Origin of the sequence: Mesorhizobium argentiipisi (SeqCode) (genome assembly GCF_037179585.1) — a bacterium.
GTDB classification, from domain to species: Bacteria; Pseudomonadota; Alphaproteobacteria; order Rhizobiales; family Rhizobiaceae; genus Mesorhizobium; species Mesorhizobium argentiipisi.
Genome location: NZ_JAPYKO010000021.1, coordinates 60,539 through 78,251 on the forward strand (window position 1 = coordinate 60,539; position 17,713 = coordinate 78,251).

Annotated in this window: 15 protein-coding genes; 2 read left to right on the forward strand and 13 right to left on the reverse strand. The window is 65.2% G+C overall.

From position 1 onward, the window contains the following. Positions 1-426, forward strand: coding sequence for a DUF6484 domain-containing protein (locus O7A05_RS24655; protein WP_337095525.1), 426 nt, complete (start codon positions 1-3; stop codon positions 424-426). Positions 427-451: 25 nt separating this feature from the next. Then, complete coding sequence (locus tag O7A05_RS24660; protein WP_337095526.1) at positions 452-1,516, forward strand: HEAT repeat domain-containing protein; 1,065 nt, start codon at positions 452-454, stop codon at positions 1,514-1,516. A 17-nt stretch (positions 1,517-1,533) separates the two neighbouring features. Here O7A05_RS24660 and O7A05_RS24665 read toward each other — a convergent pair whose 3' ends face one another. From O7A05_RS24665 to tssF, 13 genes are read right to left on the reverse strand one after another with little or no spacing between them, the layout of a single operon-like run. Next, positions 1,534-2,481, reverse strand: a complete 948-nt coding sequence (locus O7A05_RS24665) for a type VI immunity family protein (protein ID WP_337095527.1) — start codon at positions 2,479-2,481, stop codon at positions 1,534-1,536. 12 nt (positions 2,482-2,493) lie between these two features. Continuing rightward, positions 2,494-3,054: an SMI1/KNR4 family protein gene (locus O7A05_RS24670; RefSeq protein WP_337095528.1), complete on the reverse strand. Its 561-nt coding sequence runs from the start codon at positions 3,052-3,054 to the stop codon at positions 2,494-2,496. Between the two features lie 15 nt (positions 3,055-3,069). Next, the gene (locus O7A05_RS24675; RefSeq protein WP_337095529.1) at positions 3,070-4,014 is read right to left on the reverse strand and encodes a DUF4150 domain-containing protein; all 945 of its coding nucleotides are present in this window, start codon (positions 4,012-4,014) and stop codon (positions 3,070-3,072) included. Between the two features lie 8 nt (positions 4,015-4,022). Continuing rightward, positions 4,023-5,030 (reverse strand): beta-ketoacyl synthase N-terminal-like domain-containing protein, encoded by a 1,008-nt coding sequence (locus tag O7A05_RS24680; RefSeq protein WP_337095530.1) that lies wholly within the window; start codon positions 5,028-5,030, stop codon positions 4,023-4,025. 50 nt (positions 5,031-5,080) lie between these two features. Then, the gene (locus O7A05_RS24685; protein ID WP_337095531.1) at positions 5,081-6,145 is read right to left on the reverse strand and encodes a DUF2169 family type VI secretion system accessory protein; all 1,065 of its coding nucleotides are present in this window, start codon (positions 6,143-6,145) and stop codon (positions 5,081-5,083) included. Further along, positions 6,145-6,687, reverse strand: coding sequence for a type VI secretion system-associated protein TagF (gene tagF, locus O7A05_RS24690; protein ID WP_337095532.1), 543 nt, complete (start codon positions 6,685-6,687; stop codon positions 6,145-6,147). The genes O7A05_RS24685 and tagF overlap by 1 nt, the downstream gene beginning before the upstream one ends. Then, complete coding sequence (tssM, locus tag O7A05_RS24695; protein ID WP_337095533.1) at positions 6,669-10,208, reverse strand: type VI secretion system membrane subunit TssM; 3,540 nt, start codon at positions 10,206-10,208, stop codon at positions 6,669-6,671. The genes tagF and tssM overlap by 19 nt, the downstream gene beginning before the upstream one ends. A 1-nt stretch (position 10,209) precedes the next feature. Further along, positions 10,210-11,535 (reverse strand): type VI secretion system protein TssL, long form, encoded by a 1,326-nt coding sequence (tssL, locus tag O7A05_RS24700; protein ID WP_337095534.1) that lies wholly within the window; start codon positions 11,533-11,535, stop codon positions 10,210-10,212. Positions 11,536-11,539: 4 nt separating this feature from the next. After that, positions 11,540-12,874, reverse strand: coding sequence for a type VI secretion system baseplate subunit TssK (gene tssK, locus O7A05_RS24705; RefSeq protein ID WP_337095535.1), 1,335 nt, complete (start codon positions 12,872-12,874; stop codon positions 11,540-11,542). Positions 12,875-12,910: 36 nt separating this feature from the next. Then, entirely contained in the window at positions 12,911-13,363 is a 453-nt protein-coding gene (tssJ, locus tag O7A05_RS24710; protein ID WP_337095536.1) for a type VI secretion system lipoprotein TssJ, read from the reverse strand. A 4-nt stretch (positions 13,364-13,367) separates the two neighbouring features. Continuing rightward, positions 13,368-14,810 (reverse strand): type VI secretion system-associated FHA domain protein TagH, encoded by a 1,443-nt coding sequence (gene tagH, locus O7A05_RS24715; protein WP_337095537.1) that lies wholly within the window; start codon positions 14,808-14,810, stop codon positions 13,368-13,370. After that, the gene (gene tssG, locus O7A05_RS24720; protein ID WP_337095538.1) at positions 14,810-15,874 is read right to left on the reverse strand and encodes a type VI secretion system baseplate subunit TssG; all 1,065 of its coding nucleotides are present in this window, start codon (positions 15,872-15,874) and stop codon (positions 14,810-14,812) included. The genes tagH and tssG overlap by 1 nt, the downstream gene beginning before the upstream one ends. After that, positions 15,838-17,712, reverse strand: a complete 1,875-nt coding sequence (gene tssF / locus O7A05_RS24725) for a type VI secretion system baseplate subunit TssF (RefSeq protein ID WP_337095539.1) — start codon at positions 17,710-17,712, stop codon at positions 15,838-15,840. Before tssF ends, tssG begins: the two co-directional genes overlap by 37 nt. Position 17,713: the final 1 nt, after the last annotated feature.

Sequence of the window (17,713 nt, forward strand, 5' to 3'; positions counted from 1 at the left end):
ATGGCAAAGCTTCGTAACCGTATCGACGGTGTGGTCATCGGCCAATTTCTCGGCTTTGACGACGAGAGGCCGCTTGTTGTTTTCCCCGGCAATCCGCGGGAGACCGCGCTTCCCGCGCGCAGTCTGGCGGCTTTGAGTTCCGACATGATCGGACAGGAGGTGGCGCTGCTGTTCGAAGACGGCAACCCGCAAAAGCCGTTGATCGTCGGCCGCATCGTGGAGCCTGCAAAAAAATCGACTGGGGCCCAGGTCTTTCGCGATGGCGAGCGCGTGACGATCCATGCCGAGGAGCGGCTTGAACTGCGTTGCGGCAAGGCCACGATCCTGATGGAGGCGGACGGCCGCATCACCATCCGCGGCACGTATGTCGCCAGCCATGCGAGCGCGATCAATCGCATGCGCGGCGGGTCGATCAGCCTGAATTGACGGTCACATGGCGGGCGCGGCGAAATTGAACCAGCCGCCTGTCGCGGCGCAAGAGCAGATCATCCCCGATATCGTACGCCAGCACGTCGAGCAGGCCGCATTCCTCTGGGCGCAGCGCGACTTGCTGGCGGCGCAGGAACCGCCGGACGAGAAGGTCATCGCGGATATCGATCGGCGGCTAGAGGCCAATCTGGACGGCGTGCGTGTCGCCGGCTCCGCCGTCTGGCCTTTCGTCATCGCTGCCTACAATGACTTTCCCGAGAAGGGCGAACTGTTCCTCTATGGCTGGACGGCAATAGAACAGACGGATGGGCAGCGTATTCTCGAAGCCGTCGAGGAGGGCCGCACGCGGGACGACGACGCGCACGGTCTGGTCGGCGCGCTCGCCTGGCATGACGCCAAGGCAATTAGACCGCTGGTGCGCAACTGGATCGCGTCCGAGGACGAGTTCAAGCGTTATCTGGCGGTTGCCGCATGCCTGGAGCACGGTGTCGACCCCAAGGATCTCCTGGTCCGCCTTGTCCGCGATCCTGATATGCGCGTGCGCGCAACAAGCCTGCGCCTTGCCGGCACTGCGAAGCGCGGTGACTTGGTGCGCGAGATCGCCACCGCGCTAGAATCTCAACACGAGGCGGTGCGCCTTTCCGGTGCCCTGGCGCTCAATGAGCTTGGTCACGCCGCCCTGGCAAAGCCCGAACTGCACAAGCAGGTCCTGGCGAACGGACCCGACGCGCTGATCGCCTTGCGCGCCATTGTAAAGATCGGGCCTGACAAAGATGTGCGTACCTGGATGGGCGGGTTGCTGAAATCGCCTGATACTGCGCCGCTTGCCGTGCGCGGGGCCGGCATGCTGGGTGACCGCACGATCCTGAACTGGCTTATTCGTCAGATGCGCGATCCGACGCTCGCCGTGGCGGCGGGCGGCGCGCTGCTTGAACTTTTTCCGGAGGCGCGCAACGCGGATCTCTTCACGCTCGACCCGGCTGATATCGGCCAGGCATTCGAGGACCATTTCGGAGATTTCAGTCCGAATTTGCCCGTGGCCGACAAAGTGGCGGCCTGGGGAAGGGCGGCTGCCCTGCTTGGCTGACCGAACCGGGTCAAGGTTCATGCGGACGTCCAGGCGCTCGGCGCGGCAAATCGATGGATCCAATCTACGGTGCATGCCCTCTCGGCGAACGGTCCTTCGAATTCAGTGATGTCCGTCAGCAACACCGGATCGAGGAAAGTCCCGGCCGCGAAATAGGAGGCTAGTTCGGGCTCCAGGCGGTGTCGATCGCCCAGGATGGGTTTCTCCCCGAGTTGAAGTAGTGCGCCGGACCCGCAGGGCTTGAGCACCGCGCTGGGGATCGTCTTCAACGACTGTAGCTGAGGCTCGAGTTTCGGATCGGCCAGGAACTTGGCGCCGATGAATGTAAGCCAGGAAATTGCCTTCATGCCGTTGTGCATGAACGGCAAGGCCGCGTTCAAATCCTCGACATCGACAGCCCAGTAGCGCTTCGCCCACGGGAAAATCTGGGCGAAAGCGGTTGCCTTGAAGTAGGGATCGTACAGGTGACAAAATCCGGCATGGCCGGACAGATATTGGATGTGTTTTCCCAATTCGTTGGCCAGGCTCGCCACGAGAGCCGGCGCCGTGTCCCAAGGAAAGAGAAACCGGTAGAAGGCGTGCTCCGGCTCGTCGGTCTGATGCGCGAGCCGGTATATGCAGGCGCTCCAGCTTTGCGAGAGCTTGCCGTCCCAGATGCGAAATTCCGTGCGCCATCCTCGGATCGTCCGATGACGGATACGGTGCAGGAACGGAAAGGTTGCGTTATCCGAAAGCGGAGCGTTGATATAGTCGCCGGCCGGCAGCCGGTTGAAGCCGATATCGGGTGAAGCTTTGACCTTCGTCCACACCTCTGCCGGCGCGTATCTACGGTAGACCTCGAGTACCGCTTCCCATTCCTCCACCGACAGGCGTTCCGCATAAATCGTGAGGTCGAGGCCGATCTCCAGCAGTGGAACGCTTGGATCCCCAGGGGAGGGCCGCGTGAGGAGCGAGGGAGACGTCATCTGGAGCGCAGCTTACTTCGCATCGGAGTCAGGCCCAGCATCCGCGCCTTTCTCCTCCTTGATCCACTCGCGCACCTCTTCGTAATTGCTCTTCAGGTATGCGAGCATGTCCTTGTGCCGGGCCAGTTCTCCCTCTTCATAGGTGTATTCTACAATATCCATTTCGCCGTCGGCTCGGCGGGTATCGATGTCGAGGTAGACGACGAAGGTCGTATCGGCGCCGGCGACCACTAGCAGATTGTTTGGATTGTAAGGGTCTTCCCCTTCGCGCATCATTCTCTTGAAGCTCGCGACGCGGTCACGGATTTCCTCTTCGCGGCGCTGCGCTATGGACAACAGGTCGGCTTCGTCCTCCATGGCCTTCCAGCCATCGTGCAGCAGCAGCATCTGGCGATAGCTTGGAGGCAACTGGTAGCCGAGGCTGCGTTCGAAGCTCTGCAGCTGTTGCTCGGAGGCGGGCGGTCCTAGAACCTGGTCGGCCGATTGCCCGAAGGCAACCTGATAGAACTCTTCCCGAACCTCATACAGTTTCGAGACCAGGGTCTGTAGCTGCGTGCGGATGTCCTTAGCCATCGGTTCTGTCCTCGTCTATTTGCAACAATCGAGTGCGACGCCCGTGTGCGCCTTGACCTTTTTTCCGTTCGCGTACGTGAAATCCGTGGTCTTAAACCCCTTCATCTTCGAACCCATCCATTCGTTCGGCTTGGACGGCATCATCTTCAGGTTCGAGAAGTCCTTGGTCAGACCGCCGACCTGGATTTCTTTCATGTGGTCGGGACTCATTCCGGGCAAGTTGGGTTTGGCGCCCTGTTCCTTCCACCTTTCATGCGCGCATTTGTGCACGAAGTTGTCCCTGATATCGTTGGGCGTTTCGCCAGCGTTGAGCCGATCGGTCAACGCCTTGCGGTAGGCGTTGGCCCCTGCGTTACCTAGCTTTCGCAGGCTCTTCCGCCCGCCTGAGCGAGGTGCGTGCGAGGCCTGACGCCGAAAATTCCCCTGGTTGTTCATCTCCAGGCATTTGGCGCACATACACTTTATATCGCATTCGCGCTTCTCTTTGTTTCTCTCTTCCTTGTAGTCGGAGCATTTGATGACCATCGGATTGTCGCCGGCATTGCACACGTCTGGTATGATTCCCGCCATACAGATCGTGTTGCCGTGATTCATCTTCAGCTTGTCGCTGAACCGGCACACGTTTGCCCCGTCCATCTTCACATCGAAGGAATACGTGATCCACGTCGCCTCCTTGATAAAGGTGCTCGACACGACGCCGCCGGCGGTTCCCGCCTCATCCCCCGAACAGCGACTGAGTTCAGAGCCCTTGATGGCGCAGGAGTTCCCGTCCGCCGTCACCGTGGTGGTGCCATTGGCCAGGTCGCTGGCGTTCGAAATGATGATGGGATATGGGATGGGCACAGGTCCGCCTGGGCTGGGTGTCTTGCACACGTCGGGAGCCGTGCTCATCGCGAAGTCGGAGCTGCCCTTGTGGACGATTCCGTTCATCGTGCCGTTGATCTTGACGGTTACCGACATCAGCGGGCCTATGCCTCCGTGCGATCGTGGACGAGGAACCCGCAGCGTTCGCCCGACTCCGAACTCGTGAATGCCGCTAGGACAGGTCCTGCGGCGTAGCGTTTCCTGGTAGCCGCCTCGGCCAGCATGAGCAGCAGCGGACCGGAAGCCGCCCCCACATCGCCCCAGCAATCCGCCGGTGCCGTAAAGGCGTCGGGCGCGCGGAACAGCTCGGCCGCGCGGATGCTCGCAAAGCCAAACTCGTCCGCCCGGTAAGGCTCGCCGTTCAAATCGCAATAAAGATGATCCACCTTGATTGCGGGCGGGTCGCCGGCCAGGATTCGAAACATCGCTAGCAGGCCTTCGCCGGTGCACACCGCATCGGTCTTGATCAGTTTGGTTTCGTGGGCGAAGGCGACCGACATAAGCTCCAGCGCCGCTGAGAGCTGGTATCTTTGAGCCGCGGCTGTGGTCGTCAGCAACACAAATCCCGCGGCCTCACCGGGGATGAAACCATAGGCATTGTTCTCCGCACCGGCCGAGTGAACCTGATCGTTTTCTTCCAGCCATTCCAGCGTTTCTGGCTCCAGGTAGGAATCGACGCCACCCGCCAGCGCGAACTCGCTGGCGCCTGACCGCAACGCCTGCCATGCCCTTTCGATCGCCATCGTTCCGGCGGCGTGCCCAGATTCGATGACGACGGTTTTGTCGATGCGGCAGAGGGGGCCTAGTTCCTCGCGCAACCGGGCGATGACGATGGGAGCCAGGTCGCTTTCGCGGCCCGGACGCGCAGGCGGCAAACCGACGAATAGGGAAACCGGCAGTTCCCCGGCCCAAGGTACCGATGAAGGTCCGACGGCCTCAGCCGCGGCAAGCGCTGCCAGTTCCGCCAACCTGGCGGCGCCCCTCACATCTATGTCGACGTATGGTGCCAAAGCCACAATCATGCTCTTGCCGGCAGTGTCCACTACGAAGGGATGTTCGCCGAAACCGGCAATACCGGCACGCACGGCGGCAGCCGTCGCCGCAGCTGTCATGCCAACGGCCGTTCGGGCTCCTGATCCGATAAGCACCACTCTCACCGCCCTCAACCGCCTTCTTCTTCAGGATCGCGCCAACCCTCATCGATCCCGGATGGGACCGAGCGCGGGTGTGCATTCGTCACCGACAACAGGCTCACGCGCGTCCGGTCCAGCCGTTGCACATCGGCGTGCGCCGGCAACGAGGTTCGCCAGACCAGCACCACCCGCGGTACGTCCGGCTCGAGGATGACGGTGTGCAGGGTCCCCCGGTGCGTAATACGCGGCTTGCCCTTGATGTCCGTTTCAAAACGGAAGGCGAGGCGAGGCAGAATAAACGCCATCCGCCCGGTCGGCGTCAGGTTCAGCAATTCCACAGGCTCTCCCCCTCGGAAGAAATGTTTCGGTCGCTGGTCCTCGGGAGAGCAAAGAAAGAAGCGGTCATCCAGGTCGAACGGATAGAGCGGGAAGCGATTTTTCTGCCACGCTTCATCATAGGTGCCGGCGTGTTGGGCACGCTGGCGCCAATGCGCGGGGATCGGTCCGAAACCGGCCGCCTTGCTGCCACCGTTAGAGCCCAAGGTTTCAATATTCGGAGCGATCTTGCCGGGCACGGGCACCAGTCCGGTCCCGACTGGGTTGTATTGATCGAAGTGGGGCCGCTCCGGATCCTTGACCGGATCGGGCTCGCACCCGCCATACGCGCGCTCGTAGACCAGCGGCATGCGCATGAAAGGCTGCGGCGATCTGACACTGACACCGGACACTGAGTGCTGGTAGACGCGATCCCCGGTGACTCGGAGAGATTTTTGCAGGTCACCTATTCTCAAACTCACGTCCACGGACGTCGCGGGTTTGCCCCCAACAGCGTAGGCATGGCCGCGCAGCAGCACGTCGGTCGTCGGTTTCGTCAGGTAGAAATCGGAATCGTACACCAGACTGCCGGCGCCCGGCCCGATGCCGAATTTGGGGGCCACGACCGGAGGCTCTTGTTCATCGGCGACAGCCGTTGTCCCATCCGGATTGACGCGCAGGCTGCATCGTACGGCGACCATCCAGACCTCGCCTCCGTCCCGGCCTCTGGTCCAGAGCCCGCTTGCTATGAACGGCGTGTCGTTCTCGACCTGCCACATCAGCTGGTCTCCCAACTAGCGGCGAAGATCTGCTCCAGCGTCGATTGAGGCGCCTGCGGATCGACGTCGAAAATATCCGTATGCGCGGTCCACATAACCAGGTCGTCGACGACATCGCCCTCGCCTTCGACAAGCGGAACCGGCATGGCGGCCACGGCCGAGTCGAGCTCGTCGGGAGTGAGCTCGCCCCGTTGCGCGGCGAAGGCGGCGGCTTCGATGCCATAGAACCAACCGTCCGAATAGGCCAGCTTCAGCGGCGCCTCCGAAAGTCGGGCGACGACGCTCAATGGAAATTGCCGGCCGACCCTGTCCGCGCTCTGCAGCACGATGCCAGCCGCAGCGCCGAACGAAGCGGGGCCGCTAAGGAACCGCAGCGCCGTGTCCGCCGGCCAGGTCTCTGCCCCGAACAGCGGCACGATGTGCTGCGCCAGCCAGCGGTCCCACACGCGCACGAAATCGCCCGGCAGCCGGCGCGTGACGAAATCGCCGGCGGCAGGCATCTTGCCATAGAAGCCGGGCAGGATCAGATCTGCGGCGGACATGTGAACTTCTTGAACATTTCGAGCGTGTAAGGGTTCTCGACGCTGGCCGCCTTGAGCTCGAAATCGGCCCACATCCCCTTGGTGCCGAGCCGCAGGCTGTAGACGTCGGTGAGCTTGGTCGCGTTAAAGCGGCCGCCCCGCAGCATCCTCAGCCATGCCCAGCTGCCAGTTTCGTTGAGCATCACTTCGGGTGAGCCGTCGACGGGCTGGAAGGCGAGCGAAATCACCCCGGTGCCGTCCTTGCCGGGCCATGTCATCGGCTGCGGCCTGGTCGCGTTGTTGTAATAAACGAGGTACTGGCCATCGAGGTTGAGCGTCACCCGCGCCACATTGGGCGACAGGTCCTTCGGCTCCAGGGTAAAATTCATCACCGGTCCGGTGCCGCCGGGGAAGAGATCGTCGCGGATATGCCGTGCCTGCTCGAACGCCGCGAGTGCCGCCGGGTCGAGGCCGAAATCGGCACGCCATTTCCACGGCTCACTGGCGGTGTCGACATAGTTGATCAAATGGTCGTTGGTGAAGGCATCGATCAGCCCGGTCGGCCCGAACAGGCGCTGGAAATCGCGCACATTGACGTCGACCGCGCTGTCCGGGCTGAACGGATAGCGGTTGTTGAGCGCGGCCTGGCAAAAGGGCAGGATGTCTGCGCGCCAGATGGCGTTGAGCTCATTGGTGACGGCCTTCTGCGACAGGCCGCTTGTGTCGCCGGCAATTCCGCCCAGCCAGTCATTGATCGGCGAAGGCAGGATCTGCGCTTGTCTCGCGACCGCGCCTGTCAGTTCGGCAAGCCCGCCCTGTTTCTTGATGGCGTCCTGCGGATCGGGGTTGGCGGTTACCGTCTGCAGCACATTGGACAGCGCCGTCAGCGCCACGACGGCGGCGTCGAGCGCAGGCGGCTGGCCGTCGACCTGGGCGATCGTGCCCTTGAGCGGCTTGAAATGCTCGGCCACCAGGCTCCCGGTCATGTCGACCTGGTCGGCCGAGCCTGCGCGGGGCAGGAGCTTCGCGCCCGTTTTCACCACCTTGCCCAATTTGCCGAGCTTGCTGAGCAGCTTCGAACCGGTCTTGGCGGCGCCGCTTTTGTCGTCGGCCGCCGCGTCGTCGGAGCGGGTGAGGTCGGTCTCCTGCACCACCGCGGTCAGCAGCCGCTTCAGCGCCGAGTCGGCGCTGGAAAGGTCCTTGAGGTTCTCGCTGGCGACGTTGAGGTCCGTCAGCGGCGCCAGCCGCATGTCGCGCAGGAAACTGTCCCACTGCGCGATATAGTCGTCGTAATAGAGCTTGAGGATGTCTTCCGACAGCGCCGAAACCGACGTCTCCGAATTCTCGGAGCAGCCGCCGGCAAACACGGCGCGGTCGAGCGCTGCCTGTCCGGCGACATCCTCGACCCGGTCGAGGATTGCGTCGTGGAAGCCGGCATAGGTGTAAGGGCCTGGTACGCCGACACGCAGCGTCTTGTCCGAGCGGCGCGCGAACACCTTGGCGCCGTTCGGTCCGGCGAAATTGGCCGGCACCCATTCCTTGACCGCCGCCACTTCCGGGTCGGCCAGAAGCTGCTTGTAGGCGCGCTCCGGTAGCGAGATCGTGCACACCGTCTCCAGCGCTTCGGCGACCAGTTCCTTGTCCGGCGCGATGTAGCTGTCGTCGACGGCCATGCGGCGGATCGCGGCAAGCTGGTGCTCTTCGGCGTCTGCGGTCGGGAAGGGTGCGGCAGGCGCAAATTGCGGCAGGCTGTTCACCCACCAGTTCTGCACGAAATCGGTGTCCATCTGCGACAGGCCGGTCATCATGCGGTAGGTCTTCAGCGCGCCGAGCATGAAATCCGGATCGCGGATCTGCCGCCACATCGTGGCTTCCAGCAGCGCGACCATATGCGGCTCCAGCACGTTGCGCAGCGCATGGTCGTAAGTGTCGGTCTGCGCGCGCACCAGCTCGGCCGAAGCGGTCGGACCGAGAAGGTTATGGATCGCATCCGGCGGCGCGGTTCTGGCCGCCGCCACCGCCTCCATCGCCGCCAGCGCGCCGTCCATGGTCGGCTGCTCGACCGCGGCCGGCGTGGCGGCGACGTCGGTCAGCGGCTGCTGCAACGCTTCGAACTGGCCGGCCTGTTCGGTGATCGCATTGCGGTTGTCGAGATAGGACCAGGTGAACAGTCCGCCGGCGAGCAGCGCCGCAAGCCCGCAGGCGGCCGCCGCCCCGCGCCAGATCCAAGCACGGCGACGCTGCGCCAGCGGATCGAATGTGCCGAGGCCGGCTTCCTTGAAGATCACCTCGGTCAGAAGGTTCCTGAGGAAGAAGCTGCGCTTCTCGACACGTGCGGCAGGCATCGCGCGACGCGGCGGCAGCCCGAAGGAAGAGGACAGCGCCGCGGTCAGCCGGTCGATCGGCGCGCCTTCCTGCGTCGCCGACGTCAGATAGAGGCCGCGCAGCCAGGCGGCTTCCTCGTAGCGGCTCTCGCCGAACATCGCCTCGACCAGCACCTGGATCGGTTCGGAGAGGCTGGCAAGCTGCGCCGGGAAGCGGAAGATTTCGGCGCGCTGGCCGAGCTTGTCCTCGTCCTCGAGCCGCGGCACCAGCCGGCGTTCCAGTTCGGCGGCAAGCCTGGCAAGTTCCGTCTGGATCGTGCCGGCGTTGACGCGGGCGTCGAGCGGGAAAGTGGTTCCCCAGACCTGCTCGCGGGCCGTGGTCGACAAGCCGCCGAAGAACGCTTCGAACCCTTTGATCAGGTCGGCTTTGGTCAGCATCAGGTAGACGGGCAGGCGGATCTCCAGCCGATCGTTCAGCTCCGCCAGCCGACGGCGAATCTTTCTGCCATGCGCCTTGATCGCGTCGTCGCCCTCCGACAGCGCGTCGATCGAGAGCGCAACAATGACGCCGTTGAGCGCGCGGCGGCCCCGATGCTTCTTCAAGAGCTCGAGGAAACCCAGCCACTCCGCCGCGTCGACATCCGGCTGGCTTTCCTGCTGGACGTAACGGCCCGCTGTATCGATCAGCACCGCGTTCTCGGAGAAGAACCAGTCGCAATTGCGCGTGCCGCCGACGCCCTGCAGATCGTCGGTGAGGTCGATCGGGAAATTGAGGCCGGATTGGCGCAATGCCGTGGTCTTGCCGGTGGCCGGCGGACCGACGATCACATACCAGGGCATCTCGCGCAGGAATTTCCGGCCGCCGAGCTTGCGCCGCTTGAGCTCGGCCATCACCTCGCCGAATTTGGCGCCGACGGCGGCGACGCTTTCCTCGCCGGGCGTGAGCTGCTTTTCGGCGACGGGCGCCGCGATCTCGGCGACGAACATGCGGTTGGCGCGGATCGCGCGGCGTTGCGCGACAATCAGCCAGATCAGCCACAGGATGATCAGCCCAGCGATGATGGCGATGCGCACATTTTCGGATTCGAACGGCGCGTATGGTCCGACCTGCACGATCGGGCCGAACACCCAGATCAGCAGCGAAAGCAGCGCGATGCCGATCAGCGTCCACAGAAAACGCGAGGTGATGACGGCCCAGAGAAAGCGCAGGATGAACATCTCAGAGCCTCTTCTCGACCAGAACCTCGACGCGCCGGTTGAGCGCGCGGCCCTCGCGCGTCGAGTTGTCGGCCACCGGATCCGTTTCGGCGCGCCCCTCGGAAGAGATGCTCTCCTGCGGCACGCCGGCCTGCACCAGAAGTTTGGCTATGGTTTCGGCGCGCGCTTCCGACAGACGCTGGTTGCTGGCCAGCGGGTTGGACTTTTGCAGGCGCACATTGTCGGTATGGCCGACGATGGTTATCTTTCCGATCAGCTCCTTGTTATCCAGGATCACCTTGGCGATCGCTGCGATCAGCGGTTCATATCCTGCCGTCAGCGTCGGTCGGGAGGACTGGAAGAGCTCAGGATTTGAGGACTGGATAATGAGCTTCGCCAGCGAGACGCTCTCGGTGCCGCTGAGCGCTCCTTTGAGGTTGTCCGGCGCTTCGGCCTTGAACTCCGGCAGCAGCGCGAAATCGACCGGTTGCGGCTCGGGCGCGGGCGCATCCTGCTTGGGCGCGGCGCGGGTGATGTCGCCGCGCGAGGCCGGCGGCAGCGTGCGCACCAGCGCGGAGAGCTCGACCGCCTGGCTGCTCAGGCCCATCGACAGGCCGATATAGGCGGCTGCGGCGACGACGATCGCGCCAAGCGCCATCACCCAAATGGGCACGATGAAGCGCGGCGGCTCGTCGGAGGCGATCACGCCTTTCCAGTTCGGCGACAGCGGCGCGTCCTCGGCATCCGCATTGCGCAGGAAGCGCGCCGCCGCCACGCGCACGGCGTTGAGCGAACGGTCGCCGGCGCGGCCGGGCACCCGGTATTTGCCGCGAAAGCCGAGCGCCAGGCAGTAATATTGCAGCTCCAGCATCTCGCGGTCGCGGTTAGGATGCCGCTCCAGCTCGTCGAGGCGTGTGAAGAACTGGGTGCCGGCATCGACGTCGCCGCGCAGCATGACGACCAGCGGCTGTCGCGGCCAGGCGCTGGCGCCGCCCCATGGCGTGTTGAGGGCGAGATCGTCGAGCAGCGCCGCCACCGCCCATGCGGCCTGGTCCGCGCGCTCCAGCGATGAGCCTGCGGCAACAGCGGCGTCGCGCGCCCGCACCAGCTCGTCGAGCAGGCGCGTGCGCATCACCTCCGGGTTCTCCGGCGCCAGCGCGCTTTCGAGCTCCGGCGCGAATTCGAGCAGCGGCGCGAAGATGTTGATCAGCGTATTGGGATGCGCGCGCGCCCGCTTGACCGGCGCCCCCGGCGCCAGCGGCGCCATCGGCCGGGGCGCGGCACCGGTCAGGCGGATGCGTGTGCGCTCGCGATCCTCCGACAGTCCGAAAGGATCATCCCGGCTCATGGCCTCACCTGTTCACCGAATAGCAGTCGACCTGCGGCTCGCTCGGCAGCACACCGGAAACGCCGATGACGAAGCCGGGGGCGTCGAGCAGCGAAGCCCAATGCTCACTCTTCTGGTCCAACTCCAGGCACAGCCGGTCGCCGTCATAAGGGATCTCGCGCGGCTGCGAATGCAGCGGCTTCAGCGGAATGCCCGGCAGGCGCGACTTCCACAGGCCTTCGAACTGGTCGGCGGAGCCGACCGTCGCCTGGTTGACGAAGATCTTGCGCAGCGCGTCTTCCGAAAGCTCGGAGCCGACGCGGATGACGATGCGGCTGGCGACCAGCAGTTTCGGGTTGTCGATGCGTACCTTCCACACATTGGTCGCGTGCCGCATGACCGGCAGCGCGCGCGATTTCGGCTCGATGTGGCGCAGGCTGAGGATGAGCGAACGCAAGGCGTCCGCCAGCGCCATATAGGCGGGGCCGGGCGCCATGTGGTCGTAGGCCGGCAATTCGCCGAGCCGCCGCGAGCTCGAGCCGTAGGTGGCCATCTCGCCGGCAAGGCCGGCAAGCTCGAGATAGAGCTCGGCCGGATGGAAGACATCCTGCGCCAGCATATGCGCAAGGCGCGGCCGCGCGGCATTGGCGAGATGCAGCATCAAAAGGTCCTCGACGCTGCGGCCGGCCCCGCCCATCACCATCTTGCCATGCGCCTCGGCGATCTGGTCGAGGCCGGTGACGACCTCCTGCAGCAATTGCCGATACCAGTGGACGGCGCCGGTGATCAGCGTCGGCGGCAGGAAGGCCTGGTCGAGCGAGACGCCGCCATCGGCGCGCACGCCTTTGATGTCGGCGACCGGCAGCGCCGTGTAGCCGCCGACCGATTTGCCGGGCGCCAGCAGCACCGCTTGCGGCAGCGCGATCTCGATCTCCTCCGGATCGGCGCCGCCCTGCACGGCATCGCGCACCGCAACGATCTTGCCGTGGTAGCGCGCGCCCGTCGATGCGGCATGCGCCGGATCGAAGCCGACGCCGCCGGGCGGCTCCAGCGGCAAGGCCACCAGCACCGACCCGGCGCCGGTGTCGGCCGTGACCGGCAGCGGCTTCGGCGCGTCCATCAGTTCCGGGATGGAGAAGGGCGTGCCGTCCGGGAAGATGCCTCGGGCGGACACGATCGACACCTGGCCGGCGTCGAGCAGCGACTGGTCGAGCGTCAGCTGCTGGAAGCCGAACGTATGGAGCTGGCCGGCCTGCAAGGCGCCGCGCACCATCCCCTCGAAAAACCGGTCCTGCTGCTGGAAGTGCTGGGTTCTCAAGAAGAGTCCCTCGGACCACAGCACCCTGTTTGCGTCGCTCATGCCACTGCTCTCTGCACTGCCGTGCTTGTCTCGCCGTCAGGCGGAAATGCCGCCCCTGCCGAGGCTGACGTTGATGGTGAATTTCGACCCCGGCGATACCGACTTGGTCGTGCGCCAGTTGCGTCCGCCGGGCTCGCGGATCAGCGCGACGAAGCCCAGCGCCGTCGCGTTCGGTTCGACCGTGATGGTCTTGGCCGCCGTCTTGCCCGGAGCGACCGAGATCGCGTCCGATCCGATGAGGTCGGCGCCCAGCGCCGAGCCGGCATCGCCCTGCAGTGCGAAATAATCGGCCGAGTTGAACTTGCCGGTGCTGGCAAGCCGCATCACCAGCACGGTCACCGGCCTGTCGCCGCCGCCCGGTCCCGGATTCATGCCGGCGCCACCGGTCACGTTGACCGTGATGACCGATGGTTTCGGCGGGCCGCTCTGGCAAGCCGCAAGCAGCCCCGTCGCGCCGATGGCGACGATGAATTCACGTCTGTCGATCATGTCCCTACTCCTCTTCATATGCGTCCCTGAAGTCTGCGCCGATCTCGCCCAGGAAGCTGGATTCCGCGCTTTGGGCGATGTCGCGATGGCGTTTCCGGTAGAGCTCCCACAGCTTGGCATTGCGCCCGCCGGCAAGCAGATTGCCGATCGCGGAATTGGATTTGAGTTCTTCCTCGATCACGGCCGGATCGAAGCGGTCGATCATGCGCCGAAGCGCCGCCTGCACGCCGCGCCAAGCGCGCACGTGGTGCTGCGCGAGGTCCTTCACCGCGTCGCCGATTGCCGCCTCGCCGGAGAGAAAGCCGGGACTGCGTTCCGCGATGATGGTGACGATGACATCTTCGACCGTCGGCAGGAATTTGAGCGGGTTGACCTCGGACGCGCCGACCATGGTCTGGGCGACACGCGCGCTTCCCTTCTCCTCGGCGCGCTTGCGCAGGAGCTGCATCAGGCCATCGAGCATCAGCCGGTATTCCCGCCCGAATTTTTCCATTTCGGCGACCGGGTCGCGTCCGGGGAAATCGGCCTCCTCGACGCCCATGCCGCGCAGGAACGCGGCGCGCAGCGCCATGTCGCTGGCCGCCGGTGACGTCGGGCGTGACGGTTTAGGAACACGGCGCGGCGGCGGCGCTGACGCTTCGGCCTGCACCGGCATCTCCCGCGGACGGGCGGCCTTCGCCTTCTCTGCGGCCTTTTCGACGCGATCGGCTGGATCGGCGCTGTTGCCGGAAGCGCGCGCCGCGGCCGGTCCGAAGCTGAAATCGTCGAAGCCGGACGGTTTCGCCGCGGGTTCGGGCATATCGCTGCGCAATGGCATGTCGCCGAAGCCGAACGGATCCGACCGGCCGACGGCGGGCTCTTCGTTCGATGCCGGCGTCGCCACCGGATCGAGGCTGAACGGGTCGTCGAAGGCGGGCGAGCTGCGCTGGTTGGAAGTGCGATCGTAAGCTCCGGGCACAGGCTGCTCGAACGGATCGGGCAGTCCTGCCGGGCGCGGCCGCTGCGGCTCTTCCGCGACCTTGGCCGAGAAGAAGTCGTCGCCGCCGATGCTGGCTGGCGGCCGCGATTGTGGCGACCATGCCGGCGCGGCGTTGGCGATCGGCGCCTGACCGATCGACGTGCGGCCGGCGCCGGGCTGCACCTCGACATGGAGCACATAGTCACCCATGCGCAGCCGCATGCCGCTTTGCAGGCGCGTCGACCTGCCCGTGCCGAGCGGGCTGTCGGAATCGTCGATGAACAGCCCGCTGCTCGACGTGTCGGTGACGTAATAGCCGTCGCGGCCGCCGCTGATCTTGCAATGCGCGCGTGAGACGAACATGTCCGGGTCGTCGATCTGCCAGCCGGCATCGGCGCTGCGGCCGATCACCAGCTCGCCTTCGTCCAGCCGGGCCTGTCTGACCACCTGCGAGCGCGGGCCTTGTTCCAGGGTCAGCAGCAGGCTCATCAGGCTGCCTCCGCCATGTCCGGTCGCCAACCGACGATGGTGCGCAGCCTGAGATCGTCGGCATCGCCCTTTTCGGCAGGGCGCGAAAGCCAGGAAGTCCGGCCGAGCTGGATGGTTCCCATCTTCGGCGCCGGCACCTTATCACGCGCGAGCACGATGCGCAGATCGACGTCCAGCGCCTCGCCGATCATATCTCGCACCGCCTTCTGGAACAGGGCAAGGCGCCGTTCTCCGGGCAGGAACGATTTGAAGTCGTCGAGGCTCAGCGGGCCGACGCGCAATTCGATCCGGCTCTGCCGGCTGAAGACGCGCGGGCCGATTGTCGCGCCGCCGCCGAGCGCCGCATAGGCCTTGCCGATGCGGCTCTGCAGCGCTGTGGGAATCGTGATCCAGGCGGCGACGAATTCCTTGATCTCAACCGGCACCTTGAAGGCTGTGGCGAGAAACAGCGTCAGCCGCTCCGCGCCGTCGACTTGGTTGGCCAGCGATCCGGCCTGGCGCAGCCGCACCGTGTGGAGCTCAGGATCCTGCGTGCCGGGAAGGCCGATGCCGGCCATGGCCTCCAGCATGGCGCGCACACGCCCGCCGACCGAACGTTCGACCTGCACCGCCGGATGCGCATCCGCCCAGGCGCGATAGTAGAGCGCGATCATGCGATGCTGCAGGATGTTGACGAAGTCGACGAAGGTCGTGTCGCTGGTCTGCTCGGCGTCGGCGCCGGTGAACCAGCGCTGCGACAGCCGGTCGAGCACCCAGCGCGTCAGATGCAGCGGCATCGGCCCTTCCGGCCCGAGCAGGCCGAGATTGGCGACGGTCACCCGCGCCGGAGCCTTTTCGCCAGCATCCTGGAATTTGATCACGTCTCTGGCCGAGAAGCTCAGGCGCACATGCTGGCCGAGCCTTGCCGGCTCGCGGTCGGCGGTTCCGGAATGCCCGAACAGTCCGCGTCGCTGCTCCAGGCGGCGCAGCAGCTCGAAGAAGTCGAAGCTCTCCGACAGCGCCTCTGCTTCATTCGGGGCCGGTTGCGCTAGATCAGGTAGCGATTGCCGGGCGTCATCGGCCATGGCACATCCTCCTGCTTCTGCAGCAACCGCGTACGCGTCCGTACGAAACCATTTATCCCGGCATGGCGGGCGAACAGCCGCGCAAGCAGGGCCGAAAGCAGCAGCGTGCTCTGGCCCGCCAATACCGACTGGTCGACATGCAGCGTCACCTCGGTGCCGCGGCCGAAACACATCGGTCCGTCAATCTTGAGCCGCTCGATCACCGGTCGCGAATCGATGCGGGTGATCGAATGCACGTTGCGGGCAAGACTCGGATCGCCGCGATCGGCGTAGAGGTCGAGCAAGGCGTGCAGCGGATCGACGCCGCGGCCTTCCTTGGCGAGACTGAGGAAATTGAGCGAGAGCTGCGCCACCAGCCGCCAGGCGAGATTGTCGGCGCGGGATTCGCCTTCGGCGCCGGCCGGCAGCGCCGCCGGGATCGCCGGCTGCGGCGGCCGCAGCGCACCCAGCAACCGCACCGCTTCCACCGGGTCGGCGGTCTCCAGCGTTAGCGATGGCGTATCGTCGAGGATCGGCAGGTCGCGGTTGGTGCAGAGCGCCATCACGTCGAGCCGCTTGAGCGCACGGTTGGGTTGGCTTCCGGCCGGCCGCGAGATAGCGAGGAAGACGTCGTCGCCGGTGTAGGAGGTGCGGGTCAGACCGTCGCGCCGCTCATCCTCCGTGGCCCGCCGCGGGCGCCGCTCGGCCGAATAGACCCAGCCGCTGCCGCGGTTCTGCCCCAGGCTGAACAGTTCGGGAATGATCGCCTCGCTGCCTTCAGCGTCGGCGTCCTCCACACGGGTGACGCGGAAGATCTCGAAGTCGCGCGCCCGCGTGCGGTCGGCATGCAGCACCTGGCGCGTCCGCCGCGGATCGATCTCGATGACGTTGCACTCGCGTTCGAAGAGATTGATGATCGGGGTCGCGAACAGCTCGAAATCGGCCGCCGTCACGTCGGCGAGTTCCGGCACCGGACGCCGGAACAGGAAGATGATCTCCATTCCCCCATCGCATGTGCGCACCACCGGCTGCAGGCCGGCAACGCGCACATAGTGGAAGCGCTCGGGGATCATGAAATATTCGCGCAGCAGCCGGTATCCCTCGAAGGTCGGCCGCGTGCGCGGCATCAGCGCTTCATCGTCGTGGATGCCGATCATTTCGGGTTCCGGCAGCGCGGTGAGCGGATTGGGTTTGCCTTCCGCCCGCGCGCCGACGGCTACGCAGGCGCCGAAGATCGCGTCGAAGATGAGCGGCGCCTTGGTGCGTCCGGTGAAATAGAGGTCGAGACGGTCGAGCGACAATTCGCTGAGCTTGCCTTTTCCGGTTCGCGCGAACGCGATGCGGAACGCCGCTTCGCCGCGCTGGCCGCCGACCGGGGCGATCCCGGCGGCGGCCAGCGCGCTGCGATCCTGGAAATAGCTGACCGAATTGATCGCAATCGGCCACAGCGTGACCTCTTGCGCGGTGGTGAAGGTCGAGCGTGTCGAAAGCCCCGGATGCAGGCTGGAGACCAGCCGCGTGCCGCGCGCGACGGCATGGCCAGCGATCATCGACTGCACCTGCTGTCCGGGTTTCAGCACGGCCATCGCCGTCGCCGGCGCCGGCGTCACCAGGTCCGGATAGAGCACGTCGAGCACGGCGCGCGAAAAGCGTGACCGCTCCGCGTCGACCTTGAGCCGCGTGCGCGCGGCAAGAAAGGCCACGCCGTCGAGCAGCCGTTCGACATACGGATCGGGACAGGGGACGGTCTCGAGAGAAAGGTTGCGGGCCACCGCCGGATGCATGTCGGCGAATTCCGCGGCCAGCGCGCGGATATGGGTCAGTTCCTCTTCGTAATACTCCACGAAGACCCGATCCATC